Raw genomic sequence first — 14,672 nt, forward strand, 5'->3', positions numbered from 1 at the left:
GCCCAAGACGGGGCCACCGACCTCGACAACGCCGCCCTGCTCTGCTCCCATCACCACCACCGCGCCCACGACACCACCTACCTCCACGAACGCCTCCCCAACGGCGACATCCGCTTCACCACACGCACATAGAAATCGCGCTAGCCGCGGCCCTTGAGCCGGGAGCGCAGGACGAGCCGGGCGGCCGGTCCGAGATCCTCGATGACCTCGACCAGCGCGCCGAGCTGCTCGAGGGAGGCGAAGGCCGACTCGGCGCCGGGGCGGTCGACACCGTCGTACATGAGGAGGCCGATGAAGGCCGAGCTGATCGCGCGCGAGAGGCCAGGTGCGTCCACCACGCCCTCGACCGGGCTGCCCTCCAGAGCACGAGTGACCGCGGCCTCGATCTCCTCGTTCCACCGGCCCAACGCGTAGCGCGAGGTCTCGGCCAGCGTCTTGTCCCGCTGCGCACCGGCCAGGAGCTGGGCCATCACCGTGATGTTGCCCGCGGCTCGCTCCCGCTCATGAAGCCCTCGCCCGAGCGCCAGCAGCTCGCTCAGCGAGGTGACCTCGGCGAGCTCGTCCCGGTAGGCCGCTGCCGCCTCGTCCGTCGCTGCCCGGCACGCCTGGTCGACGAGGTCCATGACGGTTCCGAAGTGGTAGAAGACCAGCGCCTGGTTGACCCCCGCGCGGTCGGCGACCGCGCGCGCCGAGAGACCGGCGATCCCCTCCTGCTTGAGCAGGTCGGTGACTGCCGACATCAGCTTGGCCTTGGTGGGGTTCATTCTGTGGCGGGCTCCTTGGTGACGAGCACGTTGAAGGCGATGAGCACGGAGCCGAGTATGCCCCCGCAGGCGAGCCCCAGGAGCATGACCCCGGCGACGATCCCCGGCTCGGCCGCCCCGGCATCGGACAGACCCACCACGGCGCACGCGACGCCGCAGACCAGGCCGAGGGCGACAGCGCAGATCAACATGTGCGGAATCGGGATTCGTACGCCGCGCATCACCGCTTCTCCTAGCCAGGCCGCCAACGCACCGGACAGTCCGGCGATGACCAACACGGCCCCAACGTTCTCGCGCACTGCGCCCGGCCCTTCGTTCGCGACGAACACCGCGAACCCCGGCGCGAAGGTCATCCCGAATGCCACGAGACCGGGCCAGATCCGGTCGACGACCGGGGACGACGGCAACAGCACCGCCGGCGCCGCCAGTGCCGACGCGACCAGTCCTACGACGGCTCCGACGATTCCGCCGTACCAAGCTCCAAGGATCGTCCCGAAGATCGGCGCCATCACACTCCCCACGCCTCCTCCGATGACGACGCCGAGCACGGCTCCGAAGAACCACCACCGGCACAACGCCCAGAACACGGACCACATCCGATCAGCCATGCACGCCTCCTCAAGCGATTTGAGCGATTGCTCAAATCTAAGGTAGCGCGGGTCTTGAGCGATCGCTCAAATAGGTTCTATGGTCACGGCATGAAGATCGTCATCCCCGGGGGAACCGGCCAGGTCGGAGGCATCCTGCGGCGTGCCTGGAGCACGCGCGGACATGAGGTGGTGGTGCTCTCCCGCCACCCGGAGGAGCTGGAGGAAGGCGTACGTCATCAGGTCTGGGACGGCCGGACGATCGGTCCTTGGGCCGAGGAGATCGACGGCGCGGACGTGGTGGTGAACCTCGCGGGCCGGACGGTCAGCTGCCGCTACACCGAGGCCAACCTGAAGCAGATGATGGACTCGCGCGTCGAGTCGACCAGGGTCGTCGGCGAGGCGATCGCGAAGGCAGCGGCTCCCCCGCGCACGTGGCTGCAGATGAGCACGGCGACGATCTACGCCCACCGTTTCGACGCCCCCAACGACGAGGCGACCGGCATCATCGGCGGCAGCGAGCCGGACACCCCCGCCTACTGGGAGTTCTCCACGAGGATCGCCAAGAGCTGGGAGGCCGAGCAGACCGCAGCCGCGACACCCAACACCCGCAGGGTCGCACTCCGCTCGGCGATGGTGATGAGCCCGGGCAGGGGCGGCGTCCTCGACGTACTCCTGACCATGGCGCGCCTGGGCCTCGGCGGCCCCGTCGCCGGCGGCGACCAGTTCGTCTCCTGGATCCATGAGGCCGACTTCGTACGCGCCTGCGACCTGCTCATCGAGCGCGATGACATCGCCGGACCGGTGAACCTGGCCGCACCAGGACCACTGCCCCAGCGCGACCTGATGCGCACCCTGCGGAAGGAGACCGGGATGCCGATCGGGCTGCCCGCCACCCGCTGGATGGCGGAGATCGGGGCCTGGGTGCTGCGTACGGACACCGAGCTGCTCCTCAAGAGCCGTCGCGTCGTCCCGGGACGGCTGCTGGAGGCGGGCTTCGAGTTCGAGTACGCCGAGTGGACCTCCGCCGCTCGCGACCTCGTCAACCGGGCACGGCGTCGGCCGACAAACCAGTCGCATCAGCCGACCGGATCGGCCACGATGAAGAGGTGACCCGCGCCACCTGGCAGCCCCGACCCGATGACGCCGAGACTGAGACGGTTCTTCGGCAAGGTCTATCCCGAACGAGAGGTCAACGAGATCCTGGGTCGGTTCCACGACGACGTCGCCGCGCTGCGCCGCTACCTCCACGAAGAGGGGTTCATGATGCGCGAGGGCGGCTACTACTGGCGCGACGGCGGAAGCGTCGACATCTGAGCGACGACGGCACTGCCCGGTCGGGCATGATTCGCCCCATGACGATGCCGGACCAGTCGGGCCAGCCAGCGCCCGGACAACCGCCCGTGGGGTGGATCGACCTCACCATCCAGGGCAGCCACATGACCTCGAACCTGATCGTGCCGACGGTGCTGCTCAACGGCCACCAGATGCCGACGCAGTACGGCCGGAACGTCTTCCCGGTGCCGCCGGGGCGCTGGAACGTCGACATGTACACCCAGTGGACCTGGCGGTTCGGCAAGGCGTCGATGAGCTTCGACGTCGCCGAGGGCCAGACCGTTCCGGTCTTCTACGCCTCGCCGCTGACGGGGTTCAGCAAGGGCGCGATCGGGCACGAGAAGCAGCGCAAGCCCGGGGTCCTCGGCTTCGTCCTCATGATGGCCGTCCTGCTGCTCGTCATCATCGGCATCGTGGCCCTGGCCGTGGCGTCGGGCTAGCTCCGCCCGCAGAGGACACGGGCCTGGACTGTCGGTGCTCACCGATACCGTCAGCCTTGTGACCACCACCGAATCACGCGGCCGAAGCGAAGCCCGGCGCCATCGCGAGGGCTACGCGGTCCTCGACGTCGAGACGACCGGGCTCGACCCCTACCGCGACCGCGTGATCCAGGTGGCGATCCGCCAGATCGCCGCCGACGGCACCGCTGAGTCGGAGTGGGAGACGCTGGTGAACCCCGGCGCCGGCGTCGACCCGGGGCCGGTCGAGGTCCACGGCCTGACCAGCGCCGACCTCGCCGGCGCCCCGCTCTTCCGAGACGTCGCCCCGACGATCGCCCAGCGCCTCGCCGGCCGGGTCTTCGTGGCCCACAACGCCGCGTTCGACTGGACGTTCGTGGCCGTGGAGTCGGACCGTGCCGGCGTACGCCTCGATGTGCTGGAGTGGTTGTGCACGATGCGGTTCGCGAAGGCGCTCGCGCTGGAGGTGCCGGACAAGTCGCTGGCCACCATCGCGGCCCACTACGCGGTCGAGCAGCTGAAGGCCCATGACGCGGGTGACGACACCCGGGTGGCCGCGGAGATCCTGCTGCGCGAGCTGGCTGACGCCGACCGGGTCGGTCTCGCGCTGCCGCTGGTGGAGTGCAACACCTCGCGACACCGCCTGAAACGGACCCTACGCCGCTGGTTCAGTCGCGTCCGGCGACCGCTTCACTGAGAGATCGTCCCACCATCCGGGACATTCCCCGCAGAAATGCAACCCGACCGGATGCGTTCCCTTCCTGCCGGTCCGGAAACGTGTCGATGAGGGACATGCCGCCTCCTTGGGCCGCCGGCATCGTCACCGGCTCGTGGGGACCATCAGGATTGCTGTCATCGGTTTCGGGGCTCCGTCGCGCGGATTGCACGACTGTTTCACGGCTGCAACGGATGTTTCAGACCCGGTCGCCGTGGGCTGTCCGGACTGCGGCGGCGATTCCGGGGACGTCGGCCGACGGCCTACCCTTGAGCCATGAAGGCGCTGCTCCTGGAGAACATTCATCCCGTCGCTGTCGAGAACCTCGAGAAGGCCGGCTTCGAGGTCGAGCTGCGCAGCAAGTCCCTCTCCGAGGACGAGCTGGTCGAGGCCCTGCCGGGCGTGACGCTGCTCGGCATCCGGTCGAACACCCACATCACGCCGCGCGTCCTGGACGCCGCGACCGACCTCAAGGCGATCGGCTGCTTCTGCATCGGCACCAACCAGGTCGACCTGGCCGGCGCCGCCGAGCGCGGCGTGGCCGTCTTCAACGCCCCCTACTCCAACACCCGCTCGGTCGTCGAGCTGGTCATCGGCTACATCATCTCCCTGGCCCGGCGGCTGCCGGAGAAGACCGAGAAGATGCACGCCGGCGTCTGGGACAAGTCCGCGAAGGGCTCCCACGAGGTCCGCGGCCGCACGCTCGGCATCATCGGCTACGGCAACATCGGCACCCAGCTGTCCAACGTCGCCGAGGCGCTGGGCTTCTACGTCATCTTCTACGACATCGCCGACCGGCTGGCCCACGGCAACGCCCGCCGGATGAAGTCCCTCGACGCGCTCCTGGCCGAGGCCGACGTGGTCTCCATCCACATCGACGGCCGCCCGGGCAACCTGGGCATGTTCGGCGAGGAGCAGTTCGCGAAGATGAAGCCGCGCTCGCTGTTCATCAACGCCGCGCGTGGCTTCCTGGTCGACAACGACGCGCTGCGCAAGCACATCGAGTCCGGTCACATCGCCGGCGCCGCGCTCGACGTCTTCCCGATCGAGCCCAAGGCCCAGGGCGACGCCTTCGAGAGCCCGCTGCAGGGTCTCGACAACGTCATCCTGACCCCGCACGTCGGCGGCTCGACGCAGGAGGCCCAGGAGGAGATCGGCTGGTTCGTCTCCGGCAAGCTGCGCGACTTCATCCACTCCGGCTCGACCGCGCTGAGCGTCAACCTGCCGGCCGTCCAGCCGCCGCCGATGGCCGAGGGCTCGCGGCTCGCGCTGCTGCACGACAGCGTCCCCGGCGTGCTCGCCGAGCTCAACAACCTGCTCGCCGCCGAGGGTGTCAATGTGACCGGTCAATACCTGGCCACCAGCGGCGAGACCGGCTTCGTGGTCACCGATGTGACCAGCGTGCCGCCCACGACCCTGGAGAAGATCGCGGGCAACCCGCACACCAGGTGGGTGCGCGCCTACCACGTGTGACGCTAGCGTTCTGGCCCATGGAGCTGCCCCAACATTGGCCGCTGCCCGACGCAACCGAGCTTCTCGGTGACGTTCTGGCAGCGTACGACGAGCCGACCCGCCGCTATCACGACCGTCGACACCTCACCGAGGTGCTGGACCGGATCGAGGAGCTGCGGGCGGAGGGAGAGCACTTCGACCCGCTGACCGTCACCCTGGCGGCCTTCTTCCACGACTCCGTCTACGACGGGGAGCGGGACGCCGAGGAGCGTTCGGCCACCTGGGCCGAGGACGCGCTGGGCACCTACCTCGATGCCGATGCGGTCGCCGAGGTCGCCCGCCTGGTGCGCCTGACCGAGACCCACGACCCCGCGCCCGACGACCGCAGCGGCCGGGTCCTCTCCGATGCCGACCTGGCGATCCTGGCGGCACCGGCGGAGCGCTATGCGGAGTACGCCGCGACCGTCCGCGAGGAGTACCAGCACCTGTCCGACGAGGAGTTCCGCGTCGGCCGCGCCCAGGTCCTGGAGCGGCTGCTGGAGAAGGAGTCGCTCTTCTCGACACCCTTCGCGAGAATCAGTTGGGAGGCCGCCGCGAGGGTCAACATCTCGGCCGAGCTGGAGACCCTCAACACATACCTGTCAACCGATCAATAACGATTCGTCCGGGGCCCCTCACCGGTGACAGAATTCGTCGGTGAGCTTCCAGACGTACGCCGACCTGTGGCGGATTCCTGACGTTCGCCGCATCCTCGTGCTGGGTCTGTTCCTGCGGATCCCGATGCCGGCGTCCTCTGTCATCGTGACTCTGCACGTGGTCGGCCCCCTGGACCGCTCCTACGCCGAGGCCGGCCTGGTCTCGACGGTGCTCGCGATCGCGATGGCGGTCTCCGCGCCCTGGCTCGGCCGGCTCCTGGACCGCCTCGGCCTGCGGCGTACCCTCCTGCTGCCGCTGGCCGTCCTCCCCATCGCCTGGTCGATCGCGCCCTGGGTCGGCTACCTTCCGCTGCTCGCGCTGGTCGCGATCGCGGGGCTCTTCACCGTCCCGTCCTTCTCGATCGTGCGCCAGGTGATGCTCCGCTCCGTCGGCCCCGGGCAGCGCACCGCCGCTCTGAGCGCCGACGCGATCATGACCGAGCTCGGCTTCATGGTCGGCCCTGTCATCGGCGTGCTCGGCGCCAGCTACTTCGGCACCTCCCAGGCGTTGCTGCTGATCCAGTGGCTCGGGATCGTGGCTGCGGTCGTACTGTGGCTGCTCAACCCGATGATCACCGAGGGCGACCCGGCCGTTCCGGGCGACCCCGTCCCCACTGACGCCGGCGTCCCGGCGCGCCGATTCCGGCTCCCCTCGTGGGTCAACCCGGGCGTGATCCTGCTGCTCGCCGGAACCTTCACCGCCTCGCTCATCCTCATCGCCGAGGACCTCGGCACCGTCGCCGCGATGCGCGACTTCGACCGGACCGCCCTGCTCGGGCTCGTCATGGCGATCTGGGCGCTCGGTTCGCTGCTCGGCGCACTCATCTACGGCGCCCTCAACAGCCACCCCTCGACCGCGGTCATGCTCGTCCTGCTCGGCGCGACGACGGTGCTGACCGCGTTCGCCTGGGACCCGATCTCCTTCGCCGTCCTGCTCCTGCTCAGCGGCTTCTTCTGCGCGCCGACCCTGACTGCCGCGCTCGAGGCGATCACCAGCAGCGTCCCTTCGACCGTACGCGGCGAGGTGATGGGCTGGCACGGCTCGGCCATCACCCTCGGCAGCGCCGTCGGCGCCCCCGCCGCCGGGTTCGCCATCGACCTGATCGGCTGGCAGGGCGGCTTCGTCCTCGGCGGCGGCCTCGGCCTGCTGATCGCGGCGGCCATCTGGCTCACCACCCGACGGATGTCCACCCCAGCCGAGACGTCACTCCCGCCGGGCGAGAAGTCACCCGCGTCGGCCGAGTAGTCACCACGTGCCGTCTCGGCCGAGGTACGCGACGTCTCGGCTAGCGGGGTTTGCGGCGACGTAGGCCCGCGGCGAGGAGAGCGGAGACCAGGGCTCGGGAGGTGACCTCGACGGCACCCGCGGCGACCATGTCGTCGTAGGCCTCGGCCGGTACGTCGTAGTGATCGCGGTCGAAGCCTCGGGCCGGGATGCCCATCCGGCTCGCGAAGGCGTGCAGCTCCTCGTAGGAGGTGTCGCTGGCGAGGTGGGACCACATCCGGCCGCGGCTGGGTACGTTCGGCGGGTCGATGAGGATCACGGGGCATTCTTACCGCGTCCGTCCTGAGGCGCCACCCTGAGACGACCGCCCGGGCCCATCGCCTTGACCGGTCGGCAAGAATGGTCCGTGATGAACACGACAGTGCTGTTCGAGGCTCGGGCGAGGGTGCTCCATGACCTCGATGCCCGCGGACTCGCCGGTGCGGCAGCCGTCTCGGCCCTCGAGGACGCCATGACCGAGCGCGGCTGGTGGGTGGACCAGTGGCCGGAGGGCAAGGCGTACGTCGCCGGCCTGGTCGCCCAGGACGTGCAGGACCTGCTCTTCGACGGCGAGGCGTCCGCGCGCTGGCCGGTGTGCACCACCTGTCCGCCCGAGTCGCCGGTGCATTCGCTCCACATCACCCCCGACCTGGGAGGTCCGGACCCGATCTGGGTCTGCGAGGAGAGCGGCGACGTGGTCGCGCCCCTCGGCAACCTCTGACCGAGCCCGGAAGCGCCGGGAGAGCCTCAGGACGGACCGAGCTGCAGATGTAGCGCATAGCGGTCGGCCCGGTAGACCGAGCGGCACACCTCGACGTAACGCTCCCCCGCGACCGACTTCCGCTGCCGGCGGAGCACAGGGACGCCGACGGAGAGGCCGAGCAGGGTGGCCTCCTCGATGTTGGCCACGTCGGCTCGGAAGGTGTCATCGACCCACGACGGCCGCATCTGCCGGCTGCCCAGCTCGGCGTAGAGGCTGGTCGGCGCGGTCCGCTCGAGCATCCCGGGCACGATCGCCTCGTCGAGGTAGACGTCCTCGATGCAGATCGGCACCCCGTCGCCGCGGCGCAGGCGCCGCCAGTGGACGACGGCAGCACCCTCCTTGATGCCCAGCGCGCGAGCGATGGTGGGCCCGGCCTTCTCCCGGCCGAGCAGCAGCGTCTCGGAGGATGCCTGCATCCCCCGGCGGGCCATCTCCTCGCTGAAGCCGAGCACCGGGCTCGCCGCCCGCGGCGGGCGCGCCACGAAGGTGCCCCGGCCCGGGATCCGGACCAGCAGACCGTCGGCCACGAGCGCGTCGAGCGCCTGCCTCACGGTGGCCCGGGCGACGCTGAACTTCTGGACCAGCTCGCGCTCGGAGGGCGCGGAGGCACCAGGGCTCTCGCCGACGACCAGCTCCCTGACGTACTCACGGATCTGGACGTGCTTGAGCGACCGCTCTCCCTCGACCGACCGGACCATGAGCTGAGCGTAGGTGTACACCTCGCGTACGTCCCGAGTTTGGTCAAGTTGTGACATTGCAACGAGATGAGGCAGATCTTCTGCAACGAAATGCGGAGACTGGATTTCGCTAGAACAAGTGTTCGATCACGAGGTACGCTGTGAAGGTGGACTTTCAGGGAACACTCTTCGCCCCCACAGACGACGAGACCACCGAGACGACCTACGAGCGGATCCATCTCGACCGCGGAGCCTGGGTGGACATCGCCCGCGGCTGGCTGCCCGATCCCGACGACGTCTTCGCCGCGCTGGTCAGCGACGTCCCGTGGCGCGAGGAGCGTCGGCAGATGTACGACCGCGTCGTCGACGTACCCCGGCTGCTGCACACCTACGGCCAGGGCGACCCGCTCCCCCACCCACGTCTCGCCGAGGCCCGCGGCCGCCTCACCGCCCACTACCTGCCCGAGCTGGGCGAGCCGTTCGTGACCGCGGGCTGCTGCTACTACCGCAACGGCCACGACTCGGTGGCCTGGCACGGCGACAAGATCGGCCGAGGCCGCACCAACGACACGATGGTCGCGATCGTCTCCGTCGGCGACCCCCGCCGGCTCGCGCTGCGTCCCCATGGCGGCGGCAAGGGGATGAGCATCCAGATGGGCCACGGCGACCTCGTCGTCATGGGCGGCTCCTGCCAGCGCACCTGGGAGCACGCCATCCCCAAGGTCTCCTCCGCCGGCCCCCGGATCTCGGTCCAGTTCCGCCCCCGCAACGTCTTCTGAGGCGGCCCCCAGATGCGTTCCGTACGCTGGTAGGAAAGGATGGGACCGACAGCCGATGCCTCTGGAGCCGCCTTGACCACCACCGCACCACCCCTCGCCCCGCCGTCCACCGAGGAGATCGCCAGGGCGAAGGAGATCGTCGGGCGGGTCAGCACCGCCTTCAGCAGCCGTGTGGTCGGCCAGGAGCGGCTCAGGACGGCGCTGCTGATCGCGCTCCTCTCCGAGGGTCACGTGCTGCTCGAGAGCGTGCCCGGGCTGGCGAAGACCCTGGCCGCGAGCACCCTGAGCCAGACGGTCAAGGCGCAGTTCTCCAGGATCCAGTGCACCCCCGACCTGCTGCCGAGCGACATCATCGGCACCCAGGTCTACGACCAGCGCAACCACGAGTTCGAGACCCAGCTCGGCCCGGTCCACGCCAACTTCGTACTGCTCGACGAGATCAACCGATCCTCCGCCAAGACGCAGAGCGCCATGCTCGAGGCGATGCAGGAGCGCCAGACCTCGATCGCGGGTCACATCCACCCGCTGCCGCGCCCGTTCATGGTGCTCGCCACGCAGAACCCGATCGAGGAGGAGGGCACCTACGTCCTCCCGCACGCGCAGATGGACCGGTTCCTGCTCAAGGAGATCGTCAACTACCCCAGCGACGCCGAGGAGCTCGTCGTCCTGGAGCGCATCGAGGCCGGCACCCTCGGGCCCGACCACGAGGTGACCCGCCCGGTCGCCGACCCCGACGACGTGATCTGGCTCCAGGAGCTGACCAAGCGCGTCTACGTCGACCCGGCGATCAAGCGCTACATCGTCGCCCTCGTACAGGCCACCCGCAACGCCCGCCAGCTTCTCGGGCCGGAGACGGGTTCCTACGTCGAGATCGGCGCGTCCCCGCGTGCCTCGATCGCGTTCCTGCAGGCCTCGCGCGCGGCGGCGCTGCTGCTCGGCCGCTCCTACGTCACCCCCGAGGACGTGCGCGAGCTGCGCCACAGCATCCTGCGTCACCGGCTCCACCTCAGCTTCGAGGCGCTGGCCGAGAAGGTCCAGCCCGAGATGCTGGTCGACGCGCTGGTCCGCGCCGTCCCCAGCCCCTGAGCCGTCCGACCCGAGCACCGACATGGCGACGTACCTTCCCCGGATCCGCACTCGGCTGATGATCCATGCCCACCGTAAGGTCGTGGGCCTGCTCGACGGGGAGTACGCCAGCCTCCAGACGGGGCGCAGCATGGACTTCCACGACCTGCGGGAGTACGTGCCCGGCGACGACGTGAAGGACATCGACTGGAAGGCGACGGCCCGGTCCCGGAGCCTGCTGGTCAAGCGGTTCACCGCCGAGCGCCAGCATCTGGTGCTGCTGGCGATCTCCACCGGCCGGAGCATGGCGGCCCAGGCGACCGGCACCACGACCAAGCGCGAGCTGGCGATCTTCACCGCCGGCCTGGTCGGCTGGCTGGGCGTACGCCACGGCGACAAGGTCGCGGTCGCCTACGGCGACTCGGCGACCCAGAAGCTCACCAAGTCCGCCGACACCGAGGTCGCGCTCGAGCGGGCGCTGGGGCAGGCCCATGACGCGATCACCCCCGACGCCGCCGAGGCCGACATCGTCGCGGTCCTGCGCCACATCGCCACCAACGTACGTCGCCGGGCGATCCTGCTCGTGGTCACCGACGAACACTCGGTCAGTGACGAGATGGCCGCGGTCCTGCGCCGCCTCACCGTCCAGCATGAGGTGCTGGTCGCTGGCATCGACGACCTCGACCCCACCACCGCGGTGGCCGGCGGCGCCCCGACCGTCGACATCGACACGGTCTCCGCCCTGCCGGGTTGGCTCACCGGCGACGCCGTCCTCCAGGCCCAGTACGCCGAGCTGGCCGCCGCCGAGGAGCACGGCCTGCGCGGCACCCTGGACCGCCTCGGCATCGCCTACCAGCGGGTCCGGGACGACACCACCGCCATCGGCGCGGTCTTCCATCTGCTGGAGAGGCACCGTCATGCGCGCCGGTAGCGTTCCCGAGGAGTTCCAGCAGCCGCTGGCGCACTCGGGCTGGTGGCTGGTGCTCACCCTCGGGCTGCTCGCCGCGGTGGCGCTCTACTTCCTCGCGGTCATCGTGCTGACCCGCAAGCGCAGGCCGGTCGTCGAGGTCGAGACGCCGTGGGTGCCCGAGCCTCGTGACCTGCGTGCCGAGCACCTGGCCGAGATCGACCGGATCGAGCGGGCGGTGCACCGCGGCGACGTCCCGGCGCGGGTCGGCCACCAGCACCTGAGCCGCACGGTGCGCGACTACGTCGCCGAGGTCAGTCAGATCCCGGCCGACAAGATGGTCCTCGCCGACCTCAAGGCGACCGTACGCAGCGACCCACGCACCCGCCCGCTGGCGATGGCCGTCGAGGTGATGTACCCGCCCGCCTTCGCCTCCGAGGAGGAGGGCAAGGCTGCCGAGCGCTTCCCCGAGGCGCTGAGCCGGGCCCGTCAGGTGGTGACGACATGGACCTGAGATGGCCCGTCCTCGGCGCGATCGTGCTGGTCCTCACCGTCGCCGCGATCGCCGCGATCGTCGTCTTCGCCGCCCGGGTGCATCGCCGCCCTGCCGACGCGGTGCTCGTCGCCCACACCGCACGGCTCAAGCGGCTGCCCCGGTTCCGTGAGCTCGCTGCCCAGCAGCGGTGGCTGTCCTGGTGGCAGACCGCGGGGATCGCGCTCGCGGTGATCGGGTGCATCTGGCTGATCGCCCGGCCGCAGACCACAGACATCACCCAGAACCGCTACTCCACCCGCGACATCGTGCTCTGCCTGGACGCCTCGACCTCGATGTTCGACGAGGACACCCAGGTCACCCAGGCCTACTCCCAGCTCGTCGCCGGCCTCAACGGCGAACGGGTCAGCCTCGTTCTGTGGAGCGACGCCGCGGTCACCGTCTTCCCGCTCACCGACGACTACGGCTGGGTGCAGGAGGAGCTGGCGCGGGCCGGCCGGGCCTTCGCCCTCGGCGACCAGGAGTACGTCGCCGGCACCTACCTCGGCAAGGAGCGGGCCTCGTTGATCAGCGACGGGATCGTCTCCTGCGTCAAGCGCTTCGACCTGTCCAACTCCGAGCGCGGCCGGGCGGTCATCGTCGCCTCCGACAACGACCCGCAGGGTGGCCCACCGGTCTACTCGCTGCCCGAGGCCACCGAGTTCGCCAAGGAGCGCGACGTCCAGCTCTTCGGCATCGGCTCCGCCGACCTCAGCTTCCAGGAGGACAAGCGAGCCACCTTCGACAAGGCGATGACCGAGACCGGCGGCACCTTCTCGCTGCTCGGCGACGACGGCTCGATCGACTCGATCCTGGCCGGCATCGACCGGCTCTCCGCCGACGAGGTCGTCGAGCCGCCGAAGTACCAGATCCGCGACGCTCCCGGCTGGCCGATCGCGATGATCGTGCTCGGGGTCCTCATGCTGATCGCCGGGTGGAGCTACGCCCTGGTTCGCTCCGGAAGACTGTCGCCGGGCTCCTCGCCTCGATCCGCGGCGCGGGCGGATCAGTGGCCCGAGCAGGCTCGCCCACCGAGCGAGGTGACCCGATGAGCGCCGGAGGGTGGCAGCTCCTCACGCTCGTACGCCGCGTGCTGATCGTCCTGCTCACCGTCGTCGTCCTGGTGCGACCGAGCTGGGGCGCGGCACCGGCGCAGATGCGTACGGCGGACCTCGACGTCCTCGTCGTGGTCGACCGGACACGGTCGATGGTCGCCGAGGACGCGCCCGGCGGCGAGGCCCGGATGACGCAGCTCAAGAAGGACCTCAAGGCGCTCTCGGCGGCCTTGCCCTCGGTGCGGTTCGGCGCGATCACCTTCGGTGGCGAGGTCGTTCGCACCGAGATGCCGTTCACCTACGACACCACCGCCTTCAACGCCTGGGTCGACGGGCTCTACGCCGAGCGGGCCTTCGACGGGTCCGGCTCGATGGTCGATGCTCCGCGCGACGAGGTCATCGAGGCCCTGGAGCGGGACCAGGAGCGCTTCCCCGAGCGGCGCCGGATCGTGGTGTTCGCCTCCGACGGCGAGAACACCCGCGAGGGCGTCGACCAGCAGTCGTTCGCCGAGGTCGACGACCTCTCGGCAGGCGGCGTGGTGCTCGGCTACGGCACCGAGGAGGGCGGCCGGATGCCCTGGGACGACGAACGCCCCCAGGACGGCTACCTCAAGGACGGCGAGGGCCAGGACGCCCGCTCCCGGATCGACCTGGGCAACCTGCGCGAGATCGCAGGTCAGATGGGTCTTCAGACGCTTCACCGCACGACGAAGGAGACCAAGGAGGTGGCCACCGAGGCCTCCACCTGGGACTCCGAGATGCTCACCGAGGAGACCTCTGCCGGCGGCGAGACGTCCCGGGCCTGGATCTTCGGCTTCCCCCTGCTGGCACTCTTGCTGTGGGAGCTGTGGGGCCATCGTCGCCGTGGACACGAGGCCGAGGAGGTGCTGTCGTGACCGTCACTGAGACACCCGTCGACTCGACCGAGCCGCAACCGGTGCGCACCCCCCGCGAGCAGGTCCGGCGCGCGCTGCTGCTCGCCGGGATCGTGCCGGTGGTGATCGGCCTCGCCTTCCTGGGCAAGGTGATCCTGATGGGCCACCATGACCGCAGCGGCCGGGACGCCTGGGACTTACGGGACGCCGCGACCGCGATGGAGCACTACTCGGCCAACCGCGACCTCAACTTCCTGCAGCCGTGGATCGCCCATTTCGACGCCGGCAACGCCGCCTTCCTCCTCGGCGAGAACGCCCGCGCGGTCGCCTACTACGGCGAGGCGCTGGAGCGCGTGCCCGAGGACCACGAGTGCACCGTACGCATCAACCTGTCGCTGACCCAGGAGGCGATCGGCGACCGCGCCCGGGACGCCGGCGACCAGGCCGGCGCGAAGGCGGCCTACGAGGAGGCGCTGGCGACCCTGAAGGAGGGCGACTGCCCCACCGACGCCGGCCAGGGCCCCAAGCAGTCCCAGCAGGGCGACTCCGCCGAGGAGCGCCTGAAGGAGAAGCTGACCCCGAAGGCGCGGATCAAGCCCGACAACCAGGAAGACCCGCCCGAGGAGCCGCAGAACCAGGACGAGAAGGAGGACAAGCTCGACCGGCGCAACGGCGACGGCGAGGACTACCGCCGCGACGACGCCGACCTCGACGACTACGGCGGGTTCAGCGACGAGCCGCAGTGGTGA

At 69.9% G+C, this 14,672-nt stretch carries 19 protein-coding genes; 15 read left to right on the forward strand and 4 right to left on the reverse strand.

The window, feature by feature from the left end:
* Positions 1–140 precede the first annotated feature (140 nt).
* Both ABZ796_RS01865 and ABZ796_RS01870 read right to left on the reverse strand, forming a co-directional pair.
* The gene (locus tag ABZ796_RS01865) at positions 141–764 is read right to left on the reverse strand and encodes a TetR/AcrR family transcriptional regulator (protein ID WP_357334155.1); all 624 of its coding nucleotides are present in this window, start codon (positions 762–764) and stop codon (positions 141–143) included.
* Positions 761–1,273, reverse strand: coding sequence for a hypothetical protein (locus ABZ796_RS01870; RefSeq protein WP_357334156.1), 513 nt, complete (start codon positions 1,271–1,273; stop codon positions 761–763). Before ABZ796_RS01870 ends, ABZ796_RS01865 begins: the two co-directional genes overlap by 4 nt.
* Before the next feature lie 189 nt (positions 1,274–1,462).
* Between ABZ796_RS01870 and ABZ796_RS01875 the strand changes: the two genes are divergently transcribed.
* From ABZ796_RS01875 to ABZ796_RS01905, 7 genes are all read left to right on the forward strand, one after another.
* Positions 1,463–2,464, forward strand: coding sequence for a TIGR01777 family oxidoreductase (locus tag ABZ796_RS01875; protein ID WP_357334158.1), 1,002 nt, complete (start codon positions 1,463–1,465; stop codon positions 2,462–2,464).
* A gap of 27 nt (positions 2,465–2,491) precedes the next feature.
* Positions 2,492–2,668 (forward strand): DUF2087 domain-containing protein, encoded by a 177-nt coding sequence (locus ABZ796_RS01880; RefSeq protein WP_357334160.1) that lies wholly within the window; start codon positions 2,492–2,494, stop codon positions 2,666–2,668.
* Between the two features lie 38 nt (positions 2,669–2,706).
* Positions 2,707–3,126, forward strand: a complete 420-nt coding sequence (locus tag ABZ796_RS01885) for a hypothetical protein (RefSeq protein WP_357334162.1) — start codon at positions 2,707–2,709, stop codon at positions 3,124–3,126.
* Positions 3,127–3,184: 58 nt separating this feature from the next.
* Positions 3,185–3,841, forward strand: coding sequence for an exonuclease domain-containing protein (locus ABZ796_RS01890; protein WP_357334163.1), 657 nt, complete (start codon positions 3,185–3,187; stop codon positions 3,839–3,841).
* A 294-nt stretch (positions 3,842–4,135) separates the two neighbouring features.
* Complete coding sequence (gene serA, locus ABZ796_RS01895; protein ID WP_357334165.1) at positions 4,136–5,332, forward strand: phosphoglycerate dehydrogenase; 1,197 nt, start codon at positions 4,136–4,138, stop codon at positions 5,330–5,332.
* A 17-nt stretch (positions 5,333–5,349) separates the two neighbouring features.
* The gene (locus ABZ796_RS01900) at positions 5,350–5,967 is read left to right on the forward strand and encodes a hypothetical protein (protein ID WP_357334166.1); all 618 of its coding nucleotides are present in this window, start codon (positions 5,350–5,352) and stop codon (positions 5,965–5,967) included.
* A gap of 40 nt (positions 5,968–6,007) precedes the next feature.
* Positions 6,008–7,252, forward strand: coding sequence for an MFS transporter (locus ABZ796_RS01905; protein ID WP_357334168.1), 1,245 nt, complete (start codon positions 6,008–6,010; stop codon positions 7,250–7,252).
* A 40-nt stretch (positions 7,253–7,292) separates the two neighbouring features.
* Here the strand turns inward: ABZ796_RS01905 and ABZ796_RS01910 are convergent, their stop codons facing one another.
* Positions 7,293–7,550 (reverse strand): DUF4031 domain-containing protein, encoded by a 258-nt coding sequence (locus tag ABZ796_RS01910; protein WP_045547837.1) that lies wholly within the window; start codon positions 7,548–7,550, stop codon positions 7,293–7,295.
* A gap of 90 nt (positions 7,551–7,640) precedes the next feature.
* Between ABZ796_RS01910 and ABZ796_RS01915 the strand changes: the two genes are divergently transcribed.
* The gene (locus ABZ796_RS01915; RefSeq protein ID WP_357334170.1) at positions 7,641–7,991 is read left to right on the forward strand and encodes a hypothetical protein; all 351 of its coding nucleotides are present in this window, start codon (positions 7,641–7,643) and stop codon (positions 7,989–7,991) included.
* Positions 7,992–8,017: 26 nt separating this feature from the next.
* On the opposite strand, the gene ABZ796_RS01920 is transcribed toward ABZ796_RS01915, so the two are convergent.
* Positions 8,018–8,731 (reverse strand): GntR family transcriptional regulator, encoded by a 714-nt coding sequence (locus tag ABZ796_RS01920; protein ID WP_357334172.1) that lies wholly within the window; start codon positions 8,729–8,731, stop codon positions 8,018–8,020.
* Between the two features lie 146 nt (positions 8,732–8,877).
* Between ABZ796_RS01920 and ABZ796_RS01925 the strand changes: the two genes are divergently transcribed.
* The 7 genes from ABZ796_RS01925 to ABZ796_RS01955 all read left to right on the forward strand — a co-directional run bounded on the left by ABZ796_RS01925 (position 8,878) and on the right by ABZ796_RS01955 (position 14,672).
* Positions 8,878–9,489 carry an alpha-ketoglutarate-dependent dioxygenase AlkB gene (locus ABZ796_RS01925; protein WP_357334174.1) on the forward strand — a complete coding sequence of 204 codons (612 nt, stop codon included), beginning with the start codon at positions 8,878–8,880 and terminating at the stop codon, positions 9,487–9,489.
* A 72-nt stretch (positions 9,490–9,561) separates the two neighbouring features.
* Positions 9,562–10,575, forward strand: coding sequence for a MoxR family ATPase (locus ABZ796_RS01930; RefSeq protein ID WP_357334175.1), 1,014 nt, complete (start codon positions 9,562–9,564; stop codon positions 10,573–10,575).
* Between the two features lie 22 nt (positions 10,576–10,597).
* A complete protein-coding gene (locus ABZ796_RS01935; RefSeq protein WP_357334177.1) occupies positions 10,598–11,485 on the forward strand; it encodes a DUF58 domain-containing protein in 888 nt (295 codons plus the stop codon).
* The gene (locus tag ABZ796_RS01940; RefSeq protein WP_357334179.1) at positions 11,472–11,975 is read left to right on the forward strand and encodes a hypothetical protein; all 504 of its coding nucleotides are present in this window, start codon (positions 11,472–11,474) and stop codon (positions 11,973–11,975) included. Before ABZ796_RS01935 ends, ABZ796_RS01940 begins: the two co-directional genes overlap by 14 nt.
* Entirely contained in the window at positions 11,966–13,045 is a 1,080-nt protein-coding gene (locus ABZ796_RS01945) for a VWA domain-containing protein (protein WP_357334181.1), read from the forward strand. The genes ABZ796_RS01940 and ABZ796_RS01945 overlap by 10 nt, the downstream gene beginning before the upstream one ends.
* Positions 13,042–13,944, forward strand: coding sequence for a vWA domain-containing protein (locus ABZ796_RS01950; RefSeq protein WP_357334183.1), 903 nt, complete (start codon positions 13,042–13,044; stop codon positions 13,942–13,944). The genes ABZ796_RS01945 and ABZ796_RS01950 overlap by 4 nt, the downstream gene beginning before the upstream one ends.
* Entirely contained in the window at positions 13,941–14,672 is a 732-nt protein-coding gene (locus ABZ796_RS01955) for a tetratricopeptide repeat protein (RefSeq protein WP_357334184.1), read from the forward strand. Before ABZ796_RS01950 ends, ABZ796_RS01955 begins: the two co-directional genes overlap by 4 nt.

The sequence above is a fragment of the Nocardioides sp. NPDC047086 genome, assembly GCF_040643685.1.
GTDB lineage: Bacteria > Actinomycetota > Actinomycetes > Propionibacteriales > Nocardioidaceae > Nocardioides.

Coding starts and splice junctions, on each gene's coding strand:
- ABZ796_RS01880 (WP_357334160.1), top strand. CDS start 2,492: ATGACGCCGAGACTGAGACGGTTCTTCGGCAAGGTCTATCCCGAACGA.
- ABZ796_RS01875 (WP_357334158.1), top strand. CDS start 1,463: ATGAAGATCGTCATCCCCGGGGGAACCGGCCAGGTCGGAGGCATCCTG.
- ABZ796_RS01885 (WP_357334162.1), top strand. CDS start 2,707: ATGACGATGCCGGACCAGTCGGGCCAGCCAGCGCCCGGACAACCGCCC.
- ABZ796_RS01915 (WP_357334170.1), top strand. CDS start 7,641: ATGAACACGACAGTGCTGTTCGAGGCTCGGGCGAGGGTGCTCCATGAC.
- ABZ796_RS01940 (WP_357334179.1), top strand. CDS start 11,472: ATGCGCGCCGGTAGCGTTCCCGAGGAGTTCCAGCAGCCGCTGGCGCAC.
- ABZ796_RS01950 (WP_357334183.1), top strand. CDS start 13,042: ATGAGCGCCGGAGGGTGGCAGCTCCTCACGCTCGTACGCCGCGTGCTG.
- ABZ796_RS01870 (WP_357334156.1), bottom strand. CDS start 1,273: ATGGCGCCGATCTTCGGGACGATCCTTGGAGCTTGGTACGGCGGAATC.
- ABZ796_RS01935 (WP_357334177.1), top strand. CDS start 10,598: ATGGCGACGTACCTTCCCCGGATCCGCACTCGGCTGATGATCCATGCC.
- ABZ796_RS01945 (WP_357334181.1), top strand. CDS start 11,966: ATGGACCTGAGATGGCCCGTCCTCGGCGCGATCGTGCTGGTCCTCACC.
- ABZ796_RS01900 (WP_357334166.1), top strand. CDS start 5,350: ATGGAGCTGCCCCAACATTGGCCGCTGCCCGACGCAACCGAGCTTCTC.
- ABZ796_RS01920 (WP_357334172.1), bottom strand. CDS start 8,731: ATGGTCCGGTCGGTCGAGGGAGAGCGGTCGCTCAAGCACGTCCAGATC.
- ABZ796_RS01865 (WP_357334155.1), bottom strand. CDS start 764: ATGAACCCCACCAAGGCCAAGCTGATGTCGGCAGTCACCGACCTGCTC.
- serA (WP_357334165.1), top strand. CDS start 4,136: ATGAAGGCGCTGCTCCTGGAGAACATTCATCCCGTCGCTGTCGAGAAC.